Here is a 20,941-nt window from a genome sequence, read left to right on the forward strand (position 1 = left end):
TGACCACCCAGCTACCTTGTGGTCACTGCAGGCGCTGGCGCGCCCTGTTTGGTGGTGGGATTGTGGGGTGGTGAGGGAACGTGCTGTGGCGGCTCTGGCGGGTCTGGCCATCGGGGATGCGCTCGGTATGCCCACGGAAGGACTGTCACCGGCGGAAATCACGCCTGTCACGGGCTTCGCGGCGGCGCGGGGGTTGCCTGCGGGCGGTGTCACCGACGACACCCAGCAGGCGGTGATCGTCGCACAGCTGCTGGTCTCCGGGGGTGGGCGGATCGACCCCCACGGGCTCGCCGATGCGCTCCTGGAGTGGGAGCGGGACCTGCGCAGCCGCGGCATTCGGGGGTTGCTCGGGCCGTCCACGCGCGCCGCTCTCACGGCCGTCGCCGCGGGGGAAGCGCTTGAGCAGGCCGGCAAGTACGGCACCACGAACGGTGCGGCCATGCGCATCGCCCCCGTGGGGATCGCGAATCCGGCCGACCTCGACGTGCTCGTGGACAGCGTGGTCGAGGCCAGTTGGGTCACCCACAACACGGGCGTCGCGCTCGCGGGGGCTGCCGCGGTCGCCGCCGCGGTCAGTGCGGGCGTCGGCGGGGCGAGCCTGTCCGAGGCGATCGACTTCGCCGTCGAGGCGGCGGAACGAGCCGCCAAGCGCGGGAACTGGGTCGCGGCCGGGGACGTCGCCGCGCGGATCCGCTGGAGCCGCACCATGGATCCGGCCGACGTGCCCGCGCTGATCGGCACGAGCGTCGCCACCCAGGAGTCGGTGCCCGCCGCGTTCGCGGTGCTCCGCCACGCGGAGGACCCGTGGCAGGCCTGCTGCACGGCGGCGAGCCTCGGCGGCGACACGGACACCATCGCGGCCATCGCCGGCGCGATCGCGGGCGCCTGCACCGGCGTGGGCGCATTCCCGGACGAAGCCGTTCGCACGGTGACCGAGGTCAACGACCTTCCGCTGCCGGAACTCGCCGACGATCTGCTGAAACTGCGCGCCAGAACCCGATGAGCGCCTCGGCCGTCTCCTGTGGACGGTCCAGCTGCACACAGTGGCCCGCGCCCTCGACGGCGACAGCGTCCCGTCCGAACCGGTGGGCCGTCCGCTGGTACTCCTCGGGCGAACCGGTGAACTCGTCGTCCACGCCATGCACGAACAACAACGGCACCCCGGAACCGGCCAGCTCGCCGACCCCCGCCCGCGGCCCGCACAGCAGCCGCGCGAACCCGACGAGGTGACCGGTCCGCGTGGTCGACAACCGGGTCCGCATCAGATCCGCCCGGTCGGGATCCGTGCGGACCCAGTGGTCGACCAGGTTGCGCAGGCCCGCGGCCCCCTCCGCGGCGACCGCGTCCGCGCACCAGGTGAGGAACGCCGTCTCCTTCTCCGAACCGGTCAGCAGGCTGCCCAGCGGCGCGAAACTGCGCACCGCCCGCGGCAGGGCGACGGCTGCGGCGTGCGCGACCGCGGCGCCCGCGCAGTGCGCCACCACGTGCGCCGGCTCCCCCTCGCCGACCTCGCCGACCACCGCCAGCAAGTCCTGCGCCATCGCGGACAACGTGTACGCGCTCGGATCGTCCGAGCCCGGGCTTTCGTGCTGACCGTGGTGGTCGACCGCCCAGGCCGCGTACCCGGCGGCGGCCAGCAGCGGCAACAGCGGTGCGAAGTCCTCTTTGGACCCCAGGTACCCGCCCACCAGCACCACGGGCTCGCCGGACCCGGCCCGGCAGGCGGCGAACCGGCCGCGGTCGGTCTCCAGCATGACGTTTCGGACCGGGCTCTCCAGGGTCGTCACAGCGCGGCACCTTCCCGGACCGAGGCCTTTTCGATCACGTCCGCGGCCTCCGCCGCCCCACCGCAGGCCCGCACGATTTCCCGCATGCCAGCCACGTTCGCTGCGATGCCGGCATCCGACGACACCCGCAGCACGGCGTTGTGCAGCGTCTGCGCCGACACCTCCGCGCGGTCGAGCGTCACGCCCAGTCCGAGTTCGGCGAGACGCGCCGCGTTCAGCCGCTGCTCGGCCATCTGCGGGACCGCGACCATCGGCACCCCGTGGTACAGCGCCTCCAGCAGGCTGCCCATCCCGGCGTGCGTGACGAACGCCGACGCGGCGGCCAGCACGTCGAGCTGCGGCACCATCGGGGCGATCTCGACACCGTCCGGAACCGGCCCCAGCGACGCCGGATCGACGTGCCGACCGATCGCCATCACGGTGTGCCAGCCCAAGCCCGCGGCGAGGTCGAGGCAGGCCCGGAAGAAGTCCGGCTGGTCGGTGAAACACGACCCGAGCGAGACCAGCAGCACCGGTTGCCCCACCGGTGGCCGCCACGACCCCTGGAACGACCGGTCGCCGAGCGCGGGACCGGCGAAGGTGTGCTCCGGCCCGAGCAGGTCCGGCGAAATCTGGAACGCCCGCGGCACGAACACCACCTTCGGGTCGTCCACCGCCTGGAACTCCTCGACCGAACAGCCAAGGCCGTTGGCGTCGAGAAACCGCTGGAACCGTTGGTACACCGGCAGGTCCGAGAGGTTCTCGACGCCGAACGCGATCCGCTCCCAGCCGGGGAACAACGCGTGCGTCGGCGACAGCTGCACCATCGGCAAGCCGAGCTTGCGCGCCAGGACCTTGCCCGCGAACGCGACGAAGTCGTAGGCCACCACGTCGGGCGCCTCGTCGAGGGCTTCCAGCACGGGCAGCGCGGCCTCGGCGTCCCGGTGGTACATCGCCACGCCCGCCATCAGGTCCTCCGGCGGCGGGCTGCCGTCCCGGACGTCCGGCAGCACCACCGGTTCCGCACCGGCCGCGCGCACCTGCGGGACGAAGTCCGCGCTGACTGCGTAGCTCACCCGCCAGCCGCGCGACACCAGCTCCGACACCACGGCCAGCGTCGGGTTGACGTGCCCGTGGTCGGCGACGTTGACGAACAGCGCGTGCTTCACCGCGCCACCCCGCAGACCACGTGCTCGACCGGGGTGCAGTACGGCAGACCGGACAGCGGCTCGCCGGCGAAGAACCGCAACGCGAGGTCCACCACCTCGGCCGGCCGCTCCAGGTGCACGAGGTGGTCGGCGCCGTGGATCGCGGTGAAGCGGGCGTCGGCGCACCGGGCCGCGGCTGCCCGGCTCAACACCGGCGTGGTCAGCGGATCGTGCTCCCCGGTCGTGACCAGCACGGGGACGGGCAGGACCCGGCCGTCGTCGCCGGGGTGGTCGAGCAGCCGCCGCGTGTTGTCCAGGTACTTGGCGACGTCGGCGTCGGACATCGCGCCCACCAGGCTGTTGAGGCACCGGCGGACCGCGGCCTGCCGCCGGATGCCCGGTGCGCGGCTCAGCATCAGGTCCAGCACCTCGGCGGTGAACTCCGCGTGCCTGCCCTGCTCGGCCAGTTCCACGCTGCGGGCGATGCGGCGGCGCAGCCGACCGGTCACGTGCGTCATCGTGCCAACGAGCAGCAGGCGGCGCACCCGTTCGGGACGCAGCTGCGCCCACCGGTGGGCGACCCCGCTGCCGTAGGAGGCGCCGACGACGTGCACCGGCTCCGGCGCGACCTGGTCGAGCAGGTGGCCGAGCGCGCCGGCGAGGAAGTCCACGCCGTAGCCGGGCGGCAGCCGATCCGCCGCGCCCCAGCCGGGCAGGTCGACCGTGATCACGTCGGCGTGCCGGAGCAGATCGCGTTCCACCCGGCCCCACGCGTCCTTGTGCTGGAAGGCGCCGCCCACCAGGACGATCGGCGCGAGTCTGCCGCCCCCGCGAACGATGCGGCCCGCGAAGTCGAATCCGCCGAACGTGAGCGGGACGGTTTCCTGCCGGGTGGTCGTTGCCGTCACAAGCGATCTTCCTCGGTGTGGTCGGGGTTTGGGGCCCGCCACGTAACCACGTCGTCCTCCGCGGGCGCGCCACGGAAACTCGATCGAGCCAACTTGACCACTCGCGCGTGTGACCGCGGCGCAACGGGGCTTCCACCATGCGGAAGGCCCGTTGTATGAGCGGTCACACTCGATCAAGGATGGGTCCGACGGAGTCAGCGCCGACCCCCGGAGGAGCCGCCGTGGACAGGGCTTTGCGGAGACCGATTCCCATGACGGCGGCGGGACGGCTGCTCGCCGTGCTCGACGCGTTCACGCCGGGCCGCAGCCTGCTCACGTTGAGCGAAATCAGCCGCCGGGCCGGGCTTTCGCTGACGACCGCGCACCGGCTCGCCGGCGAGCTGGTGAACTGGGGCGCGCTCGAACGCGACGACGACGGCCGCTACCGGATCGGGCTGCACCTGCTGGAGCTGGCCGCGCTCGCGCCGCGCGGGCTGGAACTGCGCGAGCTCGCGCAGCCGTTCCTGGAGGACCTGTTCCACTCCACGCGCGCGCATGTGCACCTGGCGGTGCGGGACGGGCACGAGGTGGTGTACGTCGAGACGCTGCGGGCGCGCGGCACGGTGACGGTGCTGAGCCGGCTCGGGCAGCGGTGGCCGTTGCACGCCACAGGGACCGGGCTCGCGCTGCTCGCCCACGCGGGGCGCGAGGTGCAGGAGCAGGTGCTGGAGGCGCCGCTGAAGCGCTTCACGCACAAGACGATCACCGACGCGCGGGAGCTGCGGCGGGTGCTGGCGGAGGTGCGGCGCACCGGGGTCGCGGTGGCGGAGGAGCAGCTGACGCTGGAGGCGGTGGCGATCGCGGCGCCGATCCGCGGCGCCGGTGACGAGGTGGTCGCCGCGCTGGGTCTGGTGGTGCACGTGGACGAGTGCGACCCGAGGGCCCTGGTGCCGGTGATGACCGCCGCGGCGCGGGGGATCTCGCGTGCGCTGGGCGCACCGTCGGCCGCGGACGTGCGGGGCGTGGTGCGCGGGCGGTGATGGGTTGGGTCGCTGCGCGGTCGGCTCGGCGGGCGCGATGCCCGTGGTGGGGAATGCGGTGCCGGTGCGGTGGAGGTGGTGCTCGGGGCGGTGAGCGTGGTGCCGGGGTGGTGAGCGTGGTGCCGGGGTGGTGAGCGTGGCGCCGGGGTAGGGACCGTGGTGCCCGAGGTGGGGAATGCGGCGCCGGGGCGGTGAAGGTGGTGGCCGCGGTGAGCAATGCGGTGCCTGAGGCGGGGAATGCGGTGCCCGAGGTGGGGAATGCGGCGCGGGGGCGGCGAAGGTGGTGGCCGAGGTGAGGAATGCGGTATCTGAGGCGGGGAATGCCGAGGTGGTGAACGCGGCGGCGGCGTGGTGAACACGGTGCCCGGGATGGTGGTCGCGGCACCCGGGGGCGGTGGAGGTGGTGTCCGGCCTGGGGAATGTGGCGCCGGGGTGGCGGAGGTGGTGCCCGGGGTGGGGAAGGTGGCGCCGGGTGGTGAACGTGGTGCCCGGGGCGGCCGGCGCGGCGCCCGGCGTGGCGATCGCGGCGCCCGGCGTGTCGAGGTGCCGAGCCCGCCATGATGAGCCCATGCCCCTGACTTTCCTGCTGATCGCGCGGCTGCCCGACGGCGGCGCGGAAGCCTTCGACGCCTACGAGGACGCCGTCCTGCCCCTCCTGGCCGAGTACGGCGGCCGCCTCGAACGGCGTGTCCGGTCCCTCGACGACGGCACCGAGGTGCACCTCGTCGGGTTCCCGGGCGAGCAGGAGTTCGAGGCCTACCGGAACGACCCGAGGCGCGCCGAGCACGCGCACCTGCTCGAACGGTCCGGCGCGGCGGTCGAACTCCTGCCCGTTCGCGACCTCACTTCCCGAAACCCGCCGTCAGGCCGCTGACCAGCTGCCGCCGCCCCAGGACGTACAGCGCCAGCACCGGCAGCGTCGACAACACGACCGCCGCCAGCACCGCGGGGATGTTGACCCGGAACTGCCCCTGGAACGACCACAACGCGAGCGGCAGCACCCGCTGGTCCGGGCTCTGCGTCAGGATCAGCGGGAACAGGAACCCGTTCCACACGTTCAGTCCGTCGTACACCGCGACCGTCACCACCGCCGGCCGGATCATCGGCAGCACCAGGCTGAACAGCATCCGCCAGTCACCGGCGCCGTCCACCCGCATCGACTCGAACAGCTCGTTCGGCACGTCCCGCAGGAAGTTCGCCAGGATGATCACCGACAGCGGGATCGCGAACGCCACCGACGGCAGGATGATCGCCAGCAGCGTGTCGTACAGCTGCGCCCGCGTGATCAGGTAGTACACCGGGATGATCGTCGCCTGGATCGGGATCGCCAGGCCCAGCAGGTAGCCGCGGTAGGTGAACCGCGAGAACCACGTCGTCCCGCGCACCACGTAGTAGGCGGCCATCAACGCCACCGCGACCGCGATCGCCACCGTCGCCAGCGTCACGACCACGCTGTTGGCGAAATACCGCCAGAAGTCGTTGCGCAGCACCAGTTCGTACGCGCTGAACGTCGGCGGGGCCGGCACCGACAACGGGTTCGCGTCGTAGAACCCGCGCTGGTTGCGCAGGCTCGTCACCACCACGTAGTACACCGGCACCAGCACGACGGCCAGCCACACGAACCCGGCGAGGCCGCCGAGGTAGTTCGGACGGGTCCGCATCACGCCCCCTCCAGTTGGCTGCCCCGCCGGAAGCTGGACAGCCTCGACAACCCCAGCGCCAGCGCGAGCCCGGCGACCACCAGCAGCACGGCCAGCGTGCTCGCCCGCCCCATGTCGTTGCCGGAGAACCCGGACAGGTACATGTCCAGCGGCAGCATCCGCGTCGCGTCGCCCGGGCCGCCGCCGGTCAGCACGAACACCAGGTCGAAGTAGGTCAGCGACCCGACCAGCATCATCGTCGACGAGGTGATGATCGTGTAGCGCAGCTGCGGCAGCGTGATGTGGAAGAACTGCCGCACCCGGCCCGCCCCGTCCAGCTCCGCCGCCTCGTACAGCGACTTCGGGATCTGCCGCACCCCGCCCTGGTAGAGCAGCGTGTGGAAGGGCACGAACTGCCAGGCGATCACGAAGATCACCACGTACAGCGCGAGCGTCGGGTCGCCGAGCCAGTCCTGCGACAGGAAGTCCAGCCCGAACGCGCGGCTCATGCCGAAGTTCGGGTCCAGCAGCGCCTTGAACGCGATCGCGATGGCCGCCGCGGACAGCAGCATCGGCAGGAAGTACAGCACCCCGAGCAGCGCGCGGTACCGGCCGCGCCCGGCGATGAGCACGCCGAGCAGCAGCGAGATCGGCGTCTGCACCAGCCAGCTGACCACCATCACCTGCACCGACAGCCAGATCGCGTGGTAGGTGGCCGGGTCGGCGAGCGCCGCGGCCCAGTTCGCCAGCCCGGCCCACGACGGGTCGCCGATGCCGTCCCACTCCATGAAGCTCAGCACCGCGACCCCGCCGAGCGGCACGATCGCGAACACCCCGAAGAACGCGAGCGCGGGCACCGCCATCAGCGGGCTCGGGCCGGTCCGCAGCCGGCCGCGGCCGGGCGCCGGCGTGCGTGCCGGCGCCCGGTCCCGCTGTTCGAGAACCGTGCTCATTGCCCGATCGTCGCGTTCATGTTGGCGGAGAACTGTTCCGGCGTGATCTGCTTGAGGAACAGCTGCTCCAGGTTGGTCAGCAGCGCGTCGGCCTGGCCGGGGGAGAGCGCCTGATCCCAGGACAGCTGGAAGTTCGGCGCCTTGCTCGCCATTTGGTACACGTAGGACAGGTACTGCGGGTCCTCGGTTTTCGCGAGCTTGTCCTCGATGCCGGTGAGCGGCGGCACCGAACCGCCGGCGAGCAGCGAGTCGACGTAGGAGTCGTTCATCAGGTCCTCGCGCAGGTAGCGCAGCGCGGCCTGCTTCTGCTCGTCGCTCGCGGTGGCCGAGACGGACCAGTAGTTGGCCGGGTTGCCGACGATGTTCGCCGGGTCGCCCTTGCCGCCGGGCACGGTGGGGAAGGTGGTCCAGCCGAGCTTGCCGCTCGAGATGAACTCGGGGTCGGCCTGCTTGATGGTGGGGAAGGCCCAGGAGCCCATCAGGTACATCGCGGCCTTGCCGGTGAACAGCAGCGCGGTGTCGGCGTTGCTGTCGGTCGCGATCGAGTTGAACCCGCGGACGAACCCGCCTGCGTCGACGAGCTGCTGGATCATCGTGTTGGCGCGGATGATCGCCGGGTCCGACCACGCGCCGGGCTTGCCCGCGACGATGTTGTTGAACACCTCGGGCCCGCCGATGCGGTCGACGAGGTACTCCTCCCACATCAGCTGCGGCCACTTGCTCTGCCCGCCGAGGGAGAACGGCGCGATGCCGGCCTCGTTGAACCGTGGCACCAGGGCCATCATCTCGTCCCACGTCTTCGGCGGCTGCGCGCCGATCCGGTCGAACAGTTCCTTGTTGTAGAACAGCACGACCGGTTGCATGCCGTTGTTCGGCACGGCGTAGGTCTTGCCGTCGAGCACGCCGGTGCGCGCCACCGACGGCAGGAAGCGGTTCACGAACGCCGGGTCGTTCGCGGCCTCGCCGGACAGGTCCATGATCTTGCCGGAGTCCACCCAGGACTGGAGCAGGCCGCCGCTCCAGCTGAAGACCAGCGTCGGGGCCTCGTTGGCGCCGATCGCGGTGCGGATCTTCTGCTTGTACGCGTCGTTGCCGAAGTACTGCGCGTCGACCCCGGACGACTCGAAGGACGTCCGGAACGTCTGCTCGTCGCCGCCGGTGAGCGCCCACGCGGTGGCGCCGCCCCCGCCGGAGGGACCGCTGGAGCCGCACGCGGTGGTGAGGGAGAGAACCGCGGCCAGGCCGGCCGCGATCACGGCGGTGCGCCGCTTGACCAGTGTCATGATGCGCCTTCCCCATCGAAGGTCCGAAAGTTTTCGGAAACACTCTGGTGTGTGTCGGAAGATATGCGCCTCGCCCGGACCCGTCAAGAGCTGTTTCGGCGAGGAAAATAGCGTTATAGTCGCCTGAAACTTTTCGGCAAGAACATGGTTGGAGGGTGCGGTGCCGGCGCGTTCTCAGCGGGCGACGCTCGCGATGGTGGCCGAGGCCGCCGGGGTTTCGCTGCCGACGGTCTCCAAGGTGCTCAACGGCCGCGGCGACGTGGCGGCGGCGACCCGGCAGCGGGTCCAGGACGTGCTGAAGGACCTGGGTTACGTGCCCCAGCCAGGGCGGCGCACGGTCGGGCCCGCGCGCGTGGTGGACCTGGTGTTCGACGACCTGGTGAGCCCCTATTCGCTGGAGGTCCTGCGCGGGGTCACCGAGGCGGGCGCGGAAACCGGGGTGGACGTCGTGGTCGGGCGCCTGCCGGAGTCCGACGACGACGACTGGGCGCGGCGCCTGAGCCTGGCCGGCCGCGAAGGGCTGATCGTGGTCACCTCCGAGCTGACCCGCGCACAGGTCGAGGGCTTCGCGCGGGCCGGGCTGCCGCTCGTGGTGATCGACCCGCTGAACCTGCCGCGCGTCGAGGTGACCAGCGTCGGCGCCACCAACTGGAACGGCGGGGTGTCCGCCACCGAACACCTGCTGCAGCTTGGCCACCGGCGCATCGCCTACGCCGGCGGGCCGGTGCAGGCCTCCTGCAGCCAGGCCCGCCAGCACGGCTATCGCGCGGCGCTGGAGAACGCCGGCGTGACCGTCGACCCGCGGCTGATCCTGCACGGCGCCTTCGGCTATCCGGACGGACTGGAGATGGGCGGGCGGCTGCTCGACCTGCCGGAGCCGCCGACCGCCGTGTTCGCGGCCAGCGACGCGACCGCGCTGGGCGTGATGGAAGCCGCCCGGCGGCGGGGACTGCGCGTGCCCGAGGACCTGTCGGTCGTCGGGTTCGACGACACCATGCTCGCCGAGCTGGCCACGCCCGCGCTGACCACCGTGCGGCAGCCGTTGCAGGACATGGGCCGCGTCGCGCTGCGCACGCTGATGCGGCTCGCTGCCGGCGAAACCCTCGACTCCCACCACGTGGAGCTGGCCACCAACCTGGTGGTGCGCGATTCGACGACGAACCTGCGAGGAGCACCATGACGGAACCGACCTGGCGCGACAGCGCGCTGCCCGCCGCTGCCCGAGCCGAGGCGCTGCTGGCGGAGATGACCCTCGAAGAGAAGGTGGCGCAGCTGGGCAGCGCATGGCCGGGCAACGAGCAGCTGAACGGCAACGTCGCGCCGATGCAGGACGTCTTCGCGCGGGGCGGGGTGCCGTTCGAGCAGGCGCGGGAGAACGGCATCGGGCACCTGACGCGGGTGTTCGGCACGGCGCCGGTCAGCGCGGCCGACGGCGCGGCGCGGGTCGAGGCGCTGCAGCGGGAGATCGTCGAGGAGACCCGGCTCGGCATCCCGGCGATCGTGCACGAGGAATGCCTGACCGGGTTCACCACCTATGGCGCCACGGTCTATCCGGCGGCGCTGGCGTGGGCGGCGACGTTCGACCCGGAGCTGGTCGAGCGGATGGCGTCGGCGATCGCGGACGACATGCGCGCTTCCGGGGTGCACCAGGGCCTGTCGCCGGTGCTGGACGTCGTGCGGGACTACCGGTGGGGCCGGGTCGAGGAGACCCTCGGTGAGGACCCCTACCTGGTCGGCACGCTCGGCGCCGCGTACGTGCGCGGCCTGGAGCGCAACGGGATCGTCGCCACGCTCAAGCACTTCGCCGGGTACTCGGCGTCGCGCGCGGCCCGCAACCACGCGCCGGTGTCGATCGGCCAGCGGGAGCTGCGGGACGTGATCCTGCCGCCGTTCGAGATGGCGATCCGCGAGGGCGGGGCGCGCTCGGTGATGAACGCCTACGTCGACCTCGACGGGGTGCCCGCGGCGGCGAACGCGCCGCTGCTGACCGGGATCCTGCGGGACGAGTGGGGTTTCGAGGGCGTGGTGGTGTCCGACTACTGGGCCATCGCGTTCCTGGGCAGCATGCACCGGGTCGCCGACAGCACCGGGCAGGCCGGGGCGCTCGCGCTGGCCGCGGGCATCGACGTCGAGCTGCCGGACACCCTGTGCTACGGCAAGGAACTCGTCGAGCTGGTGCGATCGGGCGAGGTGCCGGAGTCCCTTGTGGACCGCGCGGTCGGCCGGCTGCTGCGCCAGAAGGCGGAGCTTGGCCTGCTCGACGCGGACTGGGCGCCGCGGGCGCGGCCGGTGGACCTGGACTCGCCACGCAACCGCGCGATCGCGCGGGAACTGGCCGAGAAGTCGGTGGTGCTGCTGGCCAACGACGGCACGCTGCCGTTGCGCGCGAAGCGGATCGCGGTCGTCGGCCCGTGCGCGGACGACCCGTTGGCGTTCATGGGCTGCTACTCCTACCCGAACCACGTGCTGCCGCGCTATCCCGAGTACGGCATCGGTGTCGACGCGCCGTCACTGCTGGAGTCGCTGCGCGCGGAACTGCCGGACGCCGTGATCACTTCGGCGGCCGGCTGCCCGATCCGCGACGAGGACCGGTCCGGCTTCGCCGAAGCAGTGGAAGCCGCGCGAGAGGCGGACGTGTGCCTCGCGGTGGTCGGCGACCGGGCGGGCCTGTTCGGCGAGGGCACCTCCGGCGAGGGCTGCGACGCGCCGGACCTGCGGCTGCCCGGCGTGCAGGACGAGCTGCTGACGGAACTGCTGGCCACCGGCACGCCGGTGGTGGTGGTCGTGGTGTCCGGCCGTCCGTACGCGCTGGGGGACCACACCGGGGCGGCGGCCCTGGTGCAGGCGTTCATGCCCGGCGAGGAGGGCGGGCCCGCGCTGGCGGGTGTCCTGTCTGGACGGACGAACTTCGGCGGGCGGCTCCCGGTGCAGGTGCCGCGGGTGGCCGGCGCGCAGCCGAGCACCTACCTGCAGCCCCCGCTCGGCGGCAACAGCGAGGGCATCAGCAACCTCGACCCGAGCCCGCTGTTCCCGTTCGGGCACGGCATCTCCTACACCACGTTCGACTACGAGGACCTGACGCTGAGCGCCCGCGAGGTGCCGACCGACGGTGCGGTCGAGGTCTCGGTGCGGGTGCGCAACTCCGGCGACCGCGCCGGGGACGAGGTGGTGCAGCTGTACTTCAGCGACGTGCTGGCGGAGGTGACCCGCCCGGTGCGGCAGCTGGCCGGGTTCGCGCGGGTCACCCTCGACGCGGGGGAGGCGCGCACGGTGACGTTCCGGCTGCACGCCGACCGGCTCGCGTTCACCGGACTGGACCTGCGCCGGATCGTCGAACCCGGCACGATCGAGGTGTTCGCCGGCCGCTCGGCCGACGATCTGCCCTGCCGCGCCGCGTTCGAGCTGACCGGCCCGGTGCGCGAGGCGGGGCACGACCGAGTGCTGACCACACCGGTTCAGTCGCCCGGGGAGACCAGCCCGGTTTCGTAGGCGAGGACGACGGCCTGGGCGCGGTCGCGCAACGACAGCTTGGCGAAGATGCGGGCCACGTGGGTCTTGACCGTCGCCTCGCTGAGCGTCAGCTCCGCGGCGATCTCGGCGTTCGACCGGCCCCGCGCGACGAGGGTGAGGACCTCCAGTTCGCGCGGGGTCAGGACGGCGAGGTCGCGGTGCGGCGCCGGGCGCGCTTGCCCCGCGGCGAAACGTTCCACCAGCCGCCGGGTGATCGACGGGGCCAGCAGCGCGTCGCCGGTGCCGACCAGGCGCACCGCGGCCACCAGGTGCTCGGGGGTGACGTCCTTGAGCAGGAAGCCGCTGGCCCCGGCGGCGAGCGCGTCGTAGACGTAGCGGTCGAGGTCGAACGTGGTCAGCATGAGCACCCGGCAGCCGGGGTCGCGCGCCAGGATGCGGCGCGCGGCCTCCAGGCCGTCCATCGCCGGCATCCGGATGTCCATGAGCACGACGTCCGGCTCCAGGTCGCGGACGGTGGCGACGGCCTCCGCGCCGTCCGCCGCCTCGCCCACGACGTCGACGCCGCCGGAGGCGAGGATCATCCGGAAGCCGGTGCGCACCAGGGCCTGGTCGTCGGCGATCACCACGCGCGGCCCGGTCACGGCCGCTCCAGCGGGATCTTCGCCCGGACCCGGAACCCGCCGCCGATGCGCCGCCGGGCGTCCAGGTCGCCGCCGAACACGGCCACCCGCTGCCGCAACCCGAGCAGGCCGCGTCCCTCCTCGGTCTCGCCGGACGGGGCCGGCGCGTCCCCGGACAGCACGCTGGGCCCGCTGTTGAGCACCTCGACCCGCAGGTAGCGGTCGGAGTACCGGACAGTCACCTCCGCCTGCCGCCCGTCGCCGTGCTTGAGTGCGTTGGTGAGCGCTTCCTGGATGATCCGGTACGCCGTCAGGTCCACACCGGACGGCAGCGGCCGCGGCTCGCCGGACACGCGGACCTCCACCGGCAGCCCGGCGAACGCGATCCGGTCGATCAGCGGGCTGAGCCTGCTCAGGCTGGGTTGCGGCGACAGGTCCGCGGTCTCGTCACCGTCGGCGGGCGGGGCGAGCACGCCGAGCAGGTTCCGCAGCTCGGTCATCGTGTCCCGCCCGGCCGCCTCGACCGCTTCCAGCGCCGTCGCGGCCTGCTCCGGTTCGGTCGCGAGCACGCGGCGCGCGGCCCCGGTTTGCACCACCATGACGCTCACGTTGTGGCTGACGATGTCGTGCAGCTCCCGCGCGATCCGGGCCCGCTCGTCGTCGACCGCGCTGCGCGCCGCGCTTTCCCGTTCCCGCTCCAGCAGCCAGCCGCGCTCCTCCAGCGCCCTCGCGAACGCCCGCCGCGCGCGCCCGAGCCGGACCGCCAGCACCGCGGCCACCAGGCACGCCACCGCGGCGACAACCAGTTCCCACACCCGGCAACTGTGTCAGGACCCGGAGCGATACGCATCCACCGCCGGACTACATCCCCGGGATGACCCGCGCCGGGAGTTACCTCCCCGGACCGATGCCGGCACCGGGCCGCTGCCCGCAGGATGGCCGGCGTGACCAGAGATGACGGCGCGGTCGTGCGGTTGACCGACGTGCGCAAGGAGTACAGCGAATCGGTCGCCCTGGACGGGGTCTCCCTGGAGATCCGGGCCGGGGAGGCGGTCGCGGTGATGGGCCCCTCCGGCAGCGGCAAGTCCACGCTGCTGAACATGGTGGCCGGGCTGGACCGCCCGACGTCCGGCTCGGTCGTCGTGCACGGCGAGGACCTGGGGAAGCTCAACGAGACCGGGCTGGCGCTGTTCCGCCGTCGCCGGATCGGCATGATCTTCCAGTTCTTCAACCTGCTCGACGACCTGCCCGCGCTGGACAACGTGGCGCTCGCCGCCCAGCTCACCGGCACCCCGGCCGGCCAGGCCCGCAAGCGCGCGCTCGAACTGCTCGACGAGCTCGGCATCGCCGGGCGCCGCAACATCTACCCGGCCCGGCTGAGCGGCGGCGAGCGGCAGCGCGTCGCGGTCGCGCGGGCGCTGATGAACCGGCCCGCGCTGCTGCTGGCCGACGAGCCGACCGGCGCGCTGGACAGCCGGTCCGGCGAGCAGGTGATGGACCTGCTGCTCGACCTCAACCAGATCGGGCAGACGCTGCTGCTGGTGACGCACGACGAGCGGCTCGCCACCCGGTGCGCGAGCCGCGTGGTCGAGGTCGCCGACGGGCGGGTCGCGCGCGAGACCAGCCTGGAGCGGACGCCGTGAGCGCGGTGTGGCGGGTGGCGCGGGCCGCGGTGGGCCGCCGCCGGCTCCAGACCGCGGTGATCGGGCTGGTGGTGACCATCTCCACGGCGACGATCGTGCTGGCGCTCGGGCTGCTGGTGTCGTCGTCGGCCCCGTTCGACCGGGCGCACGAGCAGCAGAGCGGAGCGGACCTGGTCGCGGCGTTCGACCGCACCCTGGTGACCGACGAACAGTTGACGGCGGCCGCCGTGGGCGCCGAGGCGGCGGCCGGGCCGTTCGCCCAGCTCACCCTCGACACCTCGCAGAGCGCGCAACGCGTCGGCCCGTCCCTGACCACCGTGGGGCGCGCGGACCCCGGCGGGCCGGTGGACCGGGTCGACGTGTGGGAGGGCCGGTGGGCCGCCGCGCCGGGCGAGATCGTCCTGAACCTGGTCCCCGGCACCACCCTGGTGCCGCTCGGGACCCGGATCGAGGTTCCCGGCCGTCCCGCGCTGACCATCGTCGGGTTCGCCTACTCGGTGAGCGCGTCCGCCGACGCGTGGGTCACCCCCGCCCAGGCGGTGGCGTTGCAGCCCACCGCGAGCCAGATGCTCTACCGGTTCACCGCGAGTGCGACCGCCGCGGAGATCCGCGCCGGGCAGGCGGCGGTGACGGCCGGGCTGCCGCCCGGGGCGCTGCTGGGCGCGCAGTCCTACCTCACGGTGAAGCAGCACCTCGCCACCGAGGTCGGGGTGTACGTGCCGTTCCTCGTCGTCTTCGGGTTCCTCGGGCTCGCGGTCGCGGTGCTGATCGTCGCCAACGTGGTCGGCGGCGCGGTGGTGGCCGGGTACCGCGACATCGGGATGCTCAAGGCGCTCGGCTTCAGCCCGAACCAGGTGATGGGGGTGTACCTGGTGATGGTCACCGTCCCCTCCGCCGCCGGGTGCGTGCTGGGCACGGTGCTCGGCAACGTGGTCGCGCGGCCGTTGCTGGCCGACGCGTTCCAGGTCTTCGGCGCGGGCGCGGCCGGCATCGACGTCTGGGTGGACATCGCGGCGTTGCTCGGGATGCCCGCCGTGGTCGCCTTGGCCGCGCTGGTGTCCGCGCTGCGGGCGCGCCGGTTGCCTGCGGCGGTGGCGATCAGCGCGGGCAGCGCGCCCCGGCCCGGGCGGGCGCTCGCCGTGCAGCGCTGGTTGTCGGGCCTGCGGCTGCCGCGGTCGGTGAGCCTCGGCCTCGGGGTCCCGTTCGCCCGCCCGGCACGCAGCGGCCTGACGCTGGCCGCGGTCGTCCTCGGCGTCACCACCGTGACGCTCGCGATCGGCGTGACGTTGTCGGTGAACGCCTACAACTCGGCGGTGCGGCCGTCCCACCCGGACCGCATCGACGTGGTGGCGGGCGGGCCGGCGCTGTCGGACGGCGCGTCGCCGAAGCCGGGCGGCCCCGGTGCCACGACCACGCTGACCGACGCCGAGGACGAGGCGCTGCTGCGCTCGACCCCCGGCGCGGAGCTCGTCGCCGCGGTGGCCACGAAGAACGTCAACGTGGTCGGCGGGCAGCAGACCGCGACGGTCGAGTTCTCCCGCGGCGACTCGGCGGCCCTCGCCCCCCAGGTCACGAGCGGCCACTGGCCGGACGGGCCGGGGCAGGTCGCGGTGCCGTCGAGGTTCCTGAACCAGCGCGGGCTCGCGCTCGGCGACACCGTCACCGTGGAACTCGCCGGGCAGCGCACCCCGGCGCGGATCGTCGGCGTCGTGCTGACCAACAACGCCGACACGATCTTCGCCGACTGGTCCACCCTGACGCTGCTCGACCCAGCCGCGCGGGCCGACACCTACACGGTCGAACTCGCGCCGGGCACCGACCAGCAGGCCTACCGCGCCGCGGTCGAGGCCGGCGACCCCGGCCTGACCGTCCTGCCCCCGCGCGACGGGACGTCGAGCCAGGCCGTGGTGCTCATCAGCTCCGCCACGCTCCTGACGCTGGTGCTGGGCGCCGTCGCCGCGCTCGGCGTGTTCAACACCGTCGTCCTCAACGCCCGCGAACGGCGGCGCGACCTCGGCATGCTGAAGTCGATCGGCATGACACCGCGCCAGGTCACCGTGATGCTGGTGACCTCGATGGGCGCGCTGGGACTGGTCGGCGGGCTGATCGGCGTGCCGCTCGGGATCCTCGTGCACGGGGTGGTCGCCCCCGCGATGATGCGCGCGGCCCAGTCCGACGTCTTCGGCTTCGTCCTGGACGTCTACCGCGCGCCGATGGCGGCCCTGCTGGCGCTGGCCGGCATCGTCATCGCGGTGGCGGGTGCGCTCATCCCGGCGCGCGGCGCGGCGCGGACGCCCATCGCGGCCGTCCTGCGCAGCGAATGACCGGCTACGCGAGCCGCTCCACGGCCTCGGCCAGCGCGCGCAGCTCGTCCTCGGTGTTGTAGTAGTGCACGGACGCCCGCACCATGTCCGGCAGGCGCCGCACCTCCTGGTCGTACTGGTAGGAGGTGGGGCGCGCCACCGAGGTGTTGATCTTCGCCGCGGCCAGCGCCGCCTGGACCTCCGCCGCGTCGGTCCCGGCCACGCTGAAGGTGACGATGCCGCACTTGCGCTTGCCCTGGTCGTGCACCGAGACGCCGCCGATCTGCGACAGGTCCGCCCGCAGCCGCGCGGCCAGCGCGGTCACCCGCTCCTCGATGGCGGACAGGCCGATCTCGTGGGCGTACTCGACGGCGGCGCCGAGGCCGAGCACGAGACCGTGGTTGCGTTCCCAGGTCTCGAAGCGGCGGCCGTCCGGCGCGATCTCGAAGCTGTCCGGCGCGGTCCACGTGGCCGAGTGCAGGTCGAGCATCGCGGGCTCGAGCCGCTCGCGCAGCCGCGGGTGCGTGTAGAGGAAGCCGGTGCCGCGGGGGCCGCGGAGGTACTTGCGGCCGGTGCCGGACAGCGCGTCGCAGCGCAGGCGGCGCACGTCGAGGTCCAGCTGCCCGGCCGACTGGCAGGCGTCGAGCAGGAACGGGATCCCGGCCGACTCGGCGATCGCGCCGATCTCCTCGGCCGGGTTGACCAGGCCGCCCTGGGTCGGCACGTGGGTGATCGCGATGAGCTTGACGTCGTCGTCCAGGCGGCGCTCCAGGTCGGCGACGTCGAGCTGGCCGCTCTCGTCGTCCTCGACGACCTCGACCACCGCGCCGGTGCGGCGGGCGATCTGCAAGTAGGCGATCGCGTTGCTGGCGTACTCCGACCGGCAGGTCAGGATGCGGTCGCCGGGCTCGAAGCGGAACGCGTAGAAGACGGCCTGCCACGAGCGGGTCGCGCTGTCGGTCACCGAGATGTCGGCGGCTTCCGCGCCGAGGAACCGGGCGATCGCGTCGGGCACGGCCTGGATTCGGTCGTCGTGCGCGGCCGCGGTCTCGTAACCGCCGCGCACCGACTCCTCGCGCAGGTAGTCGAGCACCGTGTCGGTGACCTGCCGCGGCGGCAGCGCCGAGCCGGCGTTGTTGAGGTGCACGACCTCTTCCGTGCCCGGGGTGTCGCGGCGGAAGCGGTCGACGTCTTCTTCGCGCAGTGTCGTCACAGACCGACCATATTGGGCGCGTGCAGGCTGGGACAGCGGTTTACCACGTCGTCCCAGTCGTACCGGGGCGCGAAGCGGCGCAGGGCCGCCAGCGTGGCCGGCATGCGGGCGCGCGCGGAGCCGTCGGCGATCTTGACAGCGACCGTGACACCGTCCGGCAGGACCGCGATCTGCACGGCCTCGGCGCCGTCCTTGGCGATCAGCCCGGGCACCGCGGTCATCAGTTGGGTGACGTCCCGGTTCGGGCCGGCCAGCATCTCCGGGTGCGTGCGGATCGCCTCCGCCACGCGGTGTTCCGGGGTGCCGGGCGGGGCGGTGGCGACCCGCTGGACGGCGGTGGCGAGGCCGTGCAGGGAGATCGCGAACAGGGGCGCGCCGCACCCGTCGACCGCGGTGTGCGCGATCGGTTCGCTCGCGAGTTCGGCCACCGTCTCGGCGAGCTTCACCTGCAGCGGGTGCGCGGGGTCCAGGTAGTCGTGGGTGGACCAGCCGTTCAGCTTCGCGGTGGCGAGCATCGCGGCGTGCTTGCCGGAGCAGTTGTGCGCGAGCCGCCGCGGCGGGCGTCCCTCCGCGATCCACACGTCGTGCAGGACCGGGTCGTGGGGGAGGTGGGCGGGGCACTGCAGGTCGTCCTCGGTGAGCTCGCCGAGGATCTTGCGCGCCCCGTCGAGGTGGAACTCCTCCGCGGAGTGGCTCGCGGACGCCAGCGCGAGCAGGTCGGGCGGCAGGTCGAGCCCGAGCCGCACCATGCCGGCGGCCTGCATGAGCTTCGCCGTGGACCGGGGGTAGCCCGGCTGGTCGACGTCACCCCCGGCCTCCAGCACCTCGCCACCTGGGCCGAGGACGACCCGCGATCCGAAGTGGACGCTTTCCACGAGCCCGTCGCGGACTACCTGAACGAGGGGGATCACCACGCCCCGAGGCTCGCCGCGCCACTTCCCCCTGTCAACCGGATGCTCGTCACTACACGGTCTTGATCACCCCGCCGTCGGCCAGGTAGTCGGCGCCGGTCAGGTTGCCGGAGCGGGGCGAGGCGAGGAACGTCACCAGCGCGGCCGTCTCCTCGGGCTCGGTCAGCCTGCCGGTGGTGATGCCCATCGACGCGGGCACGCCGGCCAGAAACTCCTCCAGCGGGATCCCGGCGGCGGCCGCCAGCTCGCCCGCGTACCCCGCGGGGTCGGCCCAGTTGGCGGTCCGCGTCGGGCCGGGGCTGACGGTCAGCGCGCGCAGGCCGCGCGGTCCGAACTCCTCGGCCAGGGCCTTCGTCAGGTTCGTCAGCGCGGCCTTGGCGGTGCCGTAGTCGACCGGCTGGAAGGCGGCCCGCGCGCCGATCGACGAGATGTTGATCACGATGCCGCGCCGGCGGAGGAGTCCCGGCAGCAGCGCCCTGGTCACCCGCACGGTCGAAAACAGGTTCAGCTCGTACGTGCGCTGCCACGCGTCGTCGTCGATGTCCAGGAAACCGTCCGCGCGCATGCTGCCCGTGGTCACGCCGCCCAGGTTGTTGACCAGGATGTCGACGTCACCGGCCCGCTCCGCGAGCAGCGCCACCCCCTCCCGGGTCGTGAGGTCGGCCCGCACCGGCACGCCTTCGCTCACGGTGCGTGCCGCCGCGAACACCGTCACGCCCTCGGCGGCCAGCGCGTGGACGACCGCCAGGCCGATCCCCTTGCTCGCGCCGGTCACGACCGCCGTCTTGCCGTCCAACTGCAGGTCCACGTGCACTCTCTTTCTTGAACTAGAGTTACAAAATGAAGGCAGCGCAAAAACGCCGCAGGTCAGCGGGTTCAGAGCGCGCGCAGAGCCGTGCCTGCCAGGTCCGCGAGGCGGCGCGGGTCCGGGTCGGCCTTGGCCAGCACGCGGATGCCGTTGATGGTGGTGAGCAGGAACGACGCGAGCGCCCGCGCGTCGGCCCCGGCGTCGATCTCGCCTGCCCGCTGCCCCTCCTCGATGGTGCTGCGGAAGGCGGCCTCCTGTCGCTCGAAGGTGCGTCGCACCAGGTGGTTGACCACCTCGTCGGCCGCGCCGAACTCGACCGCGGCGTTGGCCATCATGCAGCCACGCCGGTCTTCGCGGGCCGCGTCGACGACGAGTTCCAGCGCCGCGCGCAGTCGCTCGCGGGCCGGGCCTGGGCCGTCCAGCACCTCGATCAGCCGGACCGTCTCGCGCTCGTAGTAGCGCCGCAGCGCCCGCTCGTAGAGGGCGTGCTTGCTGTCGAACGCGTTGTACAGGCTGCCCCGCCCGATGCCCAGTGCGTCGACCAGCTGCTGGGGCGTGGTGCCGCCGAACCCGTTCGCCCAGAAGACCTCCATCGCCTTGTCCACGGCGGCGTCCACGTCGAAGGCCTTCGCTCTCGCCATGCCGGAACGCTAGCTCATATTGGAACTGGAGGTCAAATAAACTTCACTCGGCACGTCGGCGCGTTTTTCGTCGGTGCCGCGAGCTAGGCTGATCCCTCCAGGCCGGGAGTCAGCGTGAAACAAGGGGAGGTTCCTGCTGGTGTCGAACGATTCCTTCGTCCACCTGCACGTGCACACCGAGTACTCGATGCTCGACGGTGCGGCGAAGATCGCCCCGCTGTTCGCCGAGGCGAGTCGTCTCGGCATGCCCGCGGTCGGGATGACCGACCACGGCAACATGTACGGGGCGGACGAGTTCTACCAGCAGTCGCGCAAGGCCGGGCTCAAGCCGATCATCGGGATCGAGGCCTACATCGCGCCGGAGTCGCGGTTCACCAAGAAGCCGATCTTCTGGGGGCAGGCCTCGCAGCGGGGCTCGGACGAGTTCGGTGAGGGCGGTGACGTCTCCGGTGGCGGTGCGTACACGCACATGACGATGCTGGCGGAGAACGCGACGGGGTTGCGCAACCTGTTCAAGCTGTCGTCGCTGGCGAGCATTCAGGGCTACTACCGCAAGCCGCGGATGGACCGGGAACTGATCGCGGAGAACGCCGCCGGCATCATCGCCACCACCG

At 72.6% G+C, this 20,941-nt stretch carries 20 protein-coding genes; 8 read left to right on the forward strand and 12 right to left on the reverse strand.

Annotated features, from left to right (window positions below):
- Positions 1–67: 67 nt before the first annotated feature.
- Entirely contained in the window at positions 68–1,003 is a 936-nt protein-coding gene (locus ACCP09_RS35395; protein ID WP_433753190.1) for an ADP-ribosylglycohydrolase family protein, read from the forward strand.
- Here ACCP09_RS35395 and ACCP09_RS35400 read toward each other — a convergent pair.
- The 3 genes from ACCP09_RS35400 to ACCP09_RS35410 are packed head-to-tail and all read right to left on the reverse strand — an operon-like array spanning position 939 to position 3,822.
- Entirely contained in the window at positions 939–1,787 is an 849-nt protein-coding gene (locus tag ACCP09_RS35400) for an alpha/beta fold hydrolase (RefSeq protein ID WP_433753171.1), read from the reverse strand. The genes ACCP09_RS35395 and ACCP09_RS35400 overlap by 65 nt on opposite strands.
- Positions 1,784–2,935 (reverse strand): macrolide family glycosyltransferase, encoded by a 1,152-nt coding sequence (locus ACCP09_RS35405; protein ID WP_433753173.1) that lies wholly within the window; start codon positions 2,933–2,935, stop codon positions 1,784–1,786. The genes ACCP09_RS35400 and ACCP09_RS35405 overlap by 4 nt, the downstream gene beginning before the upstream one ends.
- A complete protein-coding gene (locus tag ACCP09_RS35410; RefSeq protein ID WP_123685323.1) occupies positions 2,932–3,822 on the reverse strand; it encodes an alpha/beta fold hydrolase in 891 nt (296 codons plus the stop codon). The genes ACCP09_RS35405 and ACCP09_RS35410 overlap by 4 nt, the downstream gene beginning before the upstream one ends.
- 251 nt (positions 3,823–4,073) lie before the next feature.
- Here ACCP09_RS35410 and ACCP09_RS35415 point away from each other — a divergent pair, with 251 nt between their 5' ends.
- Positions 4,074–4,841 carry an IclR family transcriptional regulator gene (locus ACCP09_RS35415; RefSeq protein WP_027934741.1) on the forward strand — a complete coding sequence of 256 codons (768 nt, stop codon included), beginning with the start codon at positions 4,074–4,076 and terminating at the stop codon, positions 4,839–4,841.
- 568 nt (positions 4,842–5,409) lie between these two features.
- A complete protein-coding gene (locus tag ACCP09_RS35420; RefSeq protein WP_433753176.1) occupies positions 5,410–5,715 on the forward strand; it encodes a hypothetical protein in 306 nt (101 codons plus the stop codon).
- On the opposite strand, the gene ACCP09_RS35425 is transcribed toward ACCP09_RS35420, so the two are convergent.
- The 3 genes from ACCP09_RS35425 to ACCP09_RS35435 are packed head-to-tail and all read right to left on the reverse strand — an operon-like array spanning position 5,684 to position 8,717.
- Positions 5,684–6,502: a carbohydrate ABC transporter permease gene (locus tag ACCP09_RS35425; protein ID WP_027934743.1), complete on the reverse strand. Its 819-nt coding sequence runs from the start codon at positions 6,500–6,502 to the stop codon at positions 5,684–5,686. The two genes, ACCP09_RS35420 and ACCP09_RS35425, sit on opposite strands and share 32 nt — an antisense overlap.
- Entirely contained in the window at positions 6,502–7,434 is a 933-nt protein-coding gene (locus ACCP09_RS35430; RefSeq protein ID WP_027934744.1) for a carbohydrate ABC transporter permease, read from the reverse strand. The genes ACCP09_RS35425 and ACCP09_RS35430 overlap by 1 nt, the downstream gene beginning before the upstream one ends.
- On the reverse strand, positions 7,431–8,717 hold the full coding sequence (locus tag ACCP09_RS35435) for an extracellular solute-binding protein (RefSeq protein ID WP_027934745.1): 1,287 nt from the start codon (positions 8,715–8,717) through the stop codon (positions 7,431–7,433). Before ACCP09_RS35435 ends, ACCP09_RS35430 begins: the two co-directional genes overlap by 4 nt.
- A 193-nt stretch (positions 8,718–8,910) precedes the next feature.
- Here ACCP09_RS35435 and ACCP09_RS35440 point away from each other — a divergent pair, with 193 nt between their 5' ends.
- Positions 8,911–9,897, forward strand: coding sequence for a LacI family DNA-binding transcriptional regulator (locus ACCP09_RS35440; protein ID WP_208722557.1), 987 nt, complete (start codon positions 8,911–8,913; stop codon positions 9,895–9,897).
- Complete coding sequence (locus tag ACCP09_RS35445; RefSeq protein ID WP_433753179.1) at positions 9,894–12,206, forward strand: beta-glucosidase family protein; 2,313 nt, start codon at positions 9,894–9,896, stop codon at positions 12,204–12,206. The genes ACCP09_RS35440 and ACCP09_RS35445 overlap by 4 nt, the downstream gene beginning before the upstream one ends.
- Here ACCP09_RS35445 and ACCP09_RS35450 read toward each other — a convergent pair.
- Both ACCP09_RS35450 and ACCP09_RS35455 read right to left on the reverse strand, forming a co-directional pair.
- The gene (locus tag ACCP09_RS35450) at positions 12,173–12,829 is read right to left on the reverse strand and encodes a response regulator (RefSeq protein ID WP_027934748.1); all 657 of its coding nucleotides are present in this window, start codon (positions 12,827–12,829) and stop codon (positions 12,173–12,175) included. The two genes, ACCP09_RS35445 and ACCP09_RS35450, sit on opposite strands and share 34 nt — an antisense overlap.
- A complete protein-coding gene (locus tag ACCP09_RS35455; RefSeq protein WP_433753181.1) occupies positions 12,826–13,623 on the reverse strand; it encodes a sensor histidine kinase in 798 nt (265 codons plus the stop codon). The genes ACCP09_RS35450 and ACCP09_RS35455 overlap by 4 nt, the downstream gene beginning before the upstream one ends.
- Before the next feature lie 120 nt (positions 13,624–13,743).
- On the opposite strand from ACCP09_RS35455, the gene ACCP09_RS35460 reads away from it, so the two are divergent.
- Complete coding sequence (locus ACCP09_RS35460; protein WP_027934750.1) at positions 13,744–14,451, forward strand: ABC transporter ATP-binding protein; 708 nt, start codon at positions 13,744–13,746, stop codon at positions 14,449–14,451.
- On the forward strand, positions 14,448–16,775 hold the full coding sequence (locus ACCP09_RS35465) for an FtsX-like permease family protein (protein ID WP_433753184.1): 2,328 nt from the start codon (positions 14,448–14,450) through the stop codon (positions 16,773–16,775). Before ACCP09_RS35460 ends, ACCP09_RS35465 begins: the two co-directional genes overlap by 4 nt.
- 4 nt (positions 16,776–16,779) lie before the next feature.
- Here ACCP09_RS35465 and ACCP09_RS35470 read toward each other — a convergent pair whose 3' ends face one another.
- The 4 genes from ACCP09_RS35470 to ACCP09_RS35485 all read right to left on the reverse strand — a co-directional run bounded on the left by ACCP09_RS35470 (position 16,780) and on the right by ACCP09_RS35485 (position 20,327).
- On the reverse strand, positions 16,780–17,958 hold the full coding sequence (locus tag ACCP09_RS35470; protein WP_433753192.1) for an aminotransferase class V-fold PLP-dependent enzyme: 1,179 nt from the start codon (positions 17,956–17,958) through the stop codon (positions 16,780–16,782).
- Between the two features lie 5 nt (positions 17,959–17,963).
- The gene (locus ACCP09_RS35475; protein WP_433753194.1) at positions 17,964–18,875 is read right to left on the reverse strand and encodes an asparaginase; all 912 of its coding nucleotides are present in this window, start codon (positions 18,873–18,875) and stop codon (positions 17,964–17,966) included.
- A 55-nt stretch (positions 18,876–18,930) separates the two neighbouring features.
- The gene (locus tag ACCP09_RS35480) at positions 18,931–19,686 is read right to left on the reverse strand and encodes an SDR family oxidoreductase (RefSeq protein ID WP_433753186.1); all 756 of its coding nucleotides are present in this window, start codon (positions 19,684–19,686) and stop codon (positions 18,931–18,933) included.
- 68 nt (positions 19,687–19,754) lie between these two features.
- Positions 19,755–20,327, reverse strand: coding sequence for a TetR/AcrR family transcriptional regulator (locus tag ACCP09_RS35485; RefSeq protein ID WP_027934755.1), 573 nt, complete (start codon positions 20,325–20,327; stop codon positions 19,755–19,757).
- Between the two features lie 139 nt (positions 20,328–20,466).
- On the opposite strand from ACCP09_RS35485, the gene ACCP09_RS35490 reads away from it, so the two are divergent.
- Positions 20,467–20,941 (forward strand): PHP domain-containing protein (locus ACCP09_RS35490; RefSeq protein WP_433753188.1); only part of this gene is annotated, 475 nt, incomplete at its 3' end.

The organism is Amycolatopsis sp. 3B14 (assembly GCF_050958625.1).
In the GTDB taxonomy this organism is placed as follows: domain Bacteria; phylum Actinomycetota; class Actinomycetes; order Mycobacteriales; family Pseudonocardiaceae; genus Amycolatopsis_E; species Amycolatopsis_E thermoflava.

Coding starts and splice junctions, on each gene's coding strand:
- ACCP09_RS35415 (WP_027934741.1), top strand. CDS start 4,074: ATGACGGCGGCGGGACGGCTGCTCGCCGTGCTCGACGCGTTCACGCCG.
- ACCP09_RS35420 (WP_433753176.1), top strand. CDS start 5,410: ATGCCCCTGACTTTCCTGCTGATCGCGCGGCTGCCCGACGGCGGCGCG.
- ACCP09_RS35425 (WP_027934743.1), bottom strand. CDS start 6,502: ATGCGGACCCGTCCGAACTACCTCGGCGGCCTCGCCGGGTTCGTGTGG.
- ACCP09_RS35430 (WP_027934744.1), bottom strand. CDS start 7,434: ATGAGCACGGTTCTCGAACAGCGGGACCGGGCGCCGGCACGCACGCCG.
- ACCP09_RS35435 (WP_027934745.1), bottom strand. CDS start 8,717: ATGACACTGGTCAAGCGGCGCACCGCCGTGATCGCGGCCGGCCTGGCC.
- ACCP09_RS35440 (WP_208722557.1), top strand. CDS start 8,911: ATGGTGGCCGAGGCCGCCGGGGTTTCGCTGCCGACGGTCTCCAAGGTG.
- ACCP09_RS35445 (WP_433753179.1), top strand. CDS start 9,894: ATGACGGAACCGACCTGGCGCGACAGCGCGCTGCCCGCCGCTGCCCGA.
- ACCP09_RS35460 (WP_027934750.1), top strand. CDS start 13,744: ATGGCCGGCGTGACCAGAGATGACGGCGCGGTCGTGCGGTTGACCGAC.
- ACCP09_RS35485 (WP_027934755.1), bottom strand. CDS start 20,327: ATGGCGAGAGCGAAGGCCTTCGACGTGGACGCCGCCGTGGACAAGGCG.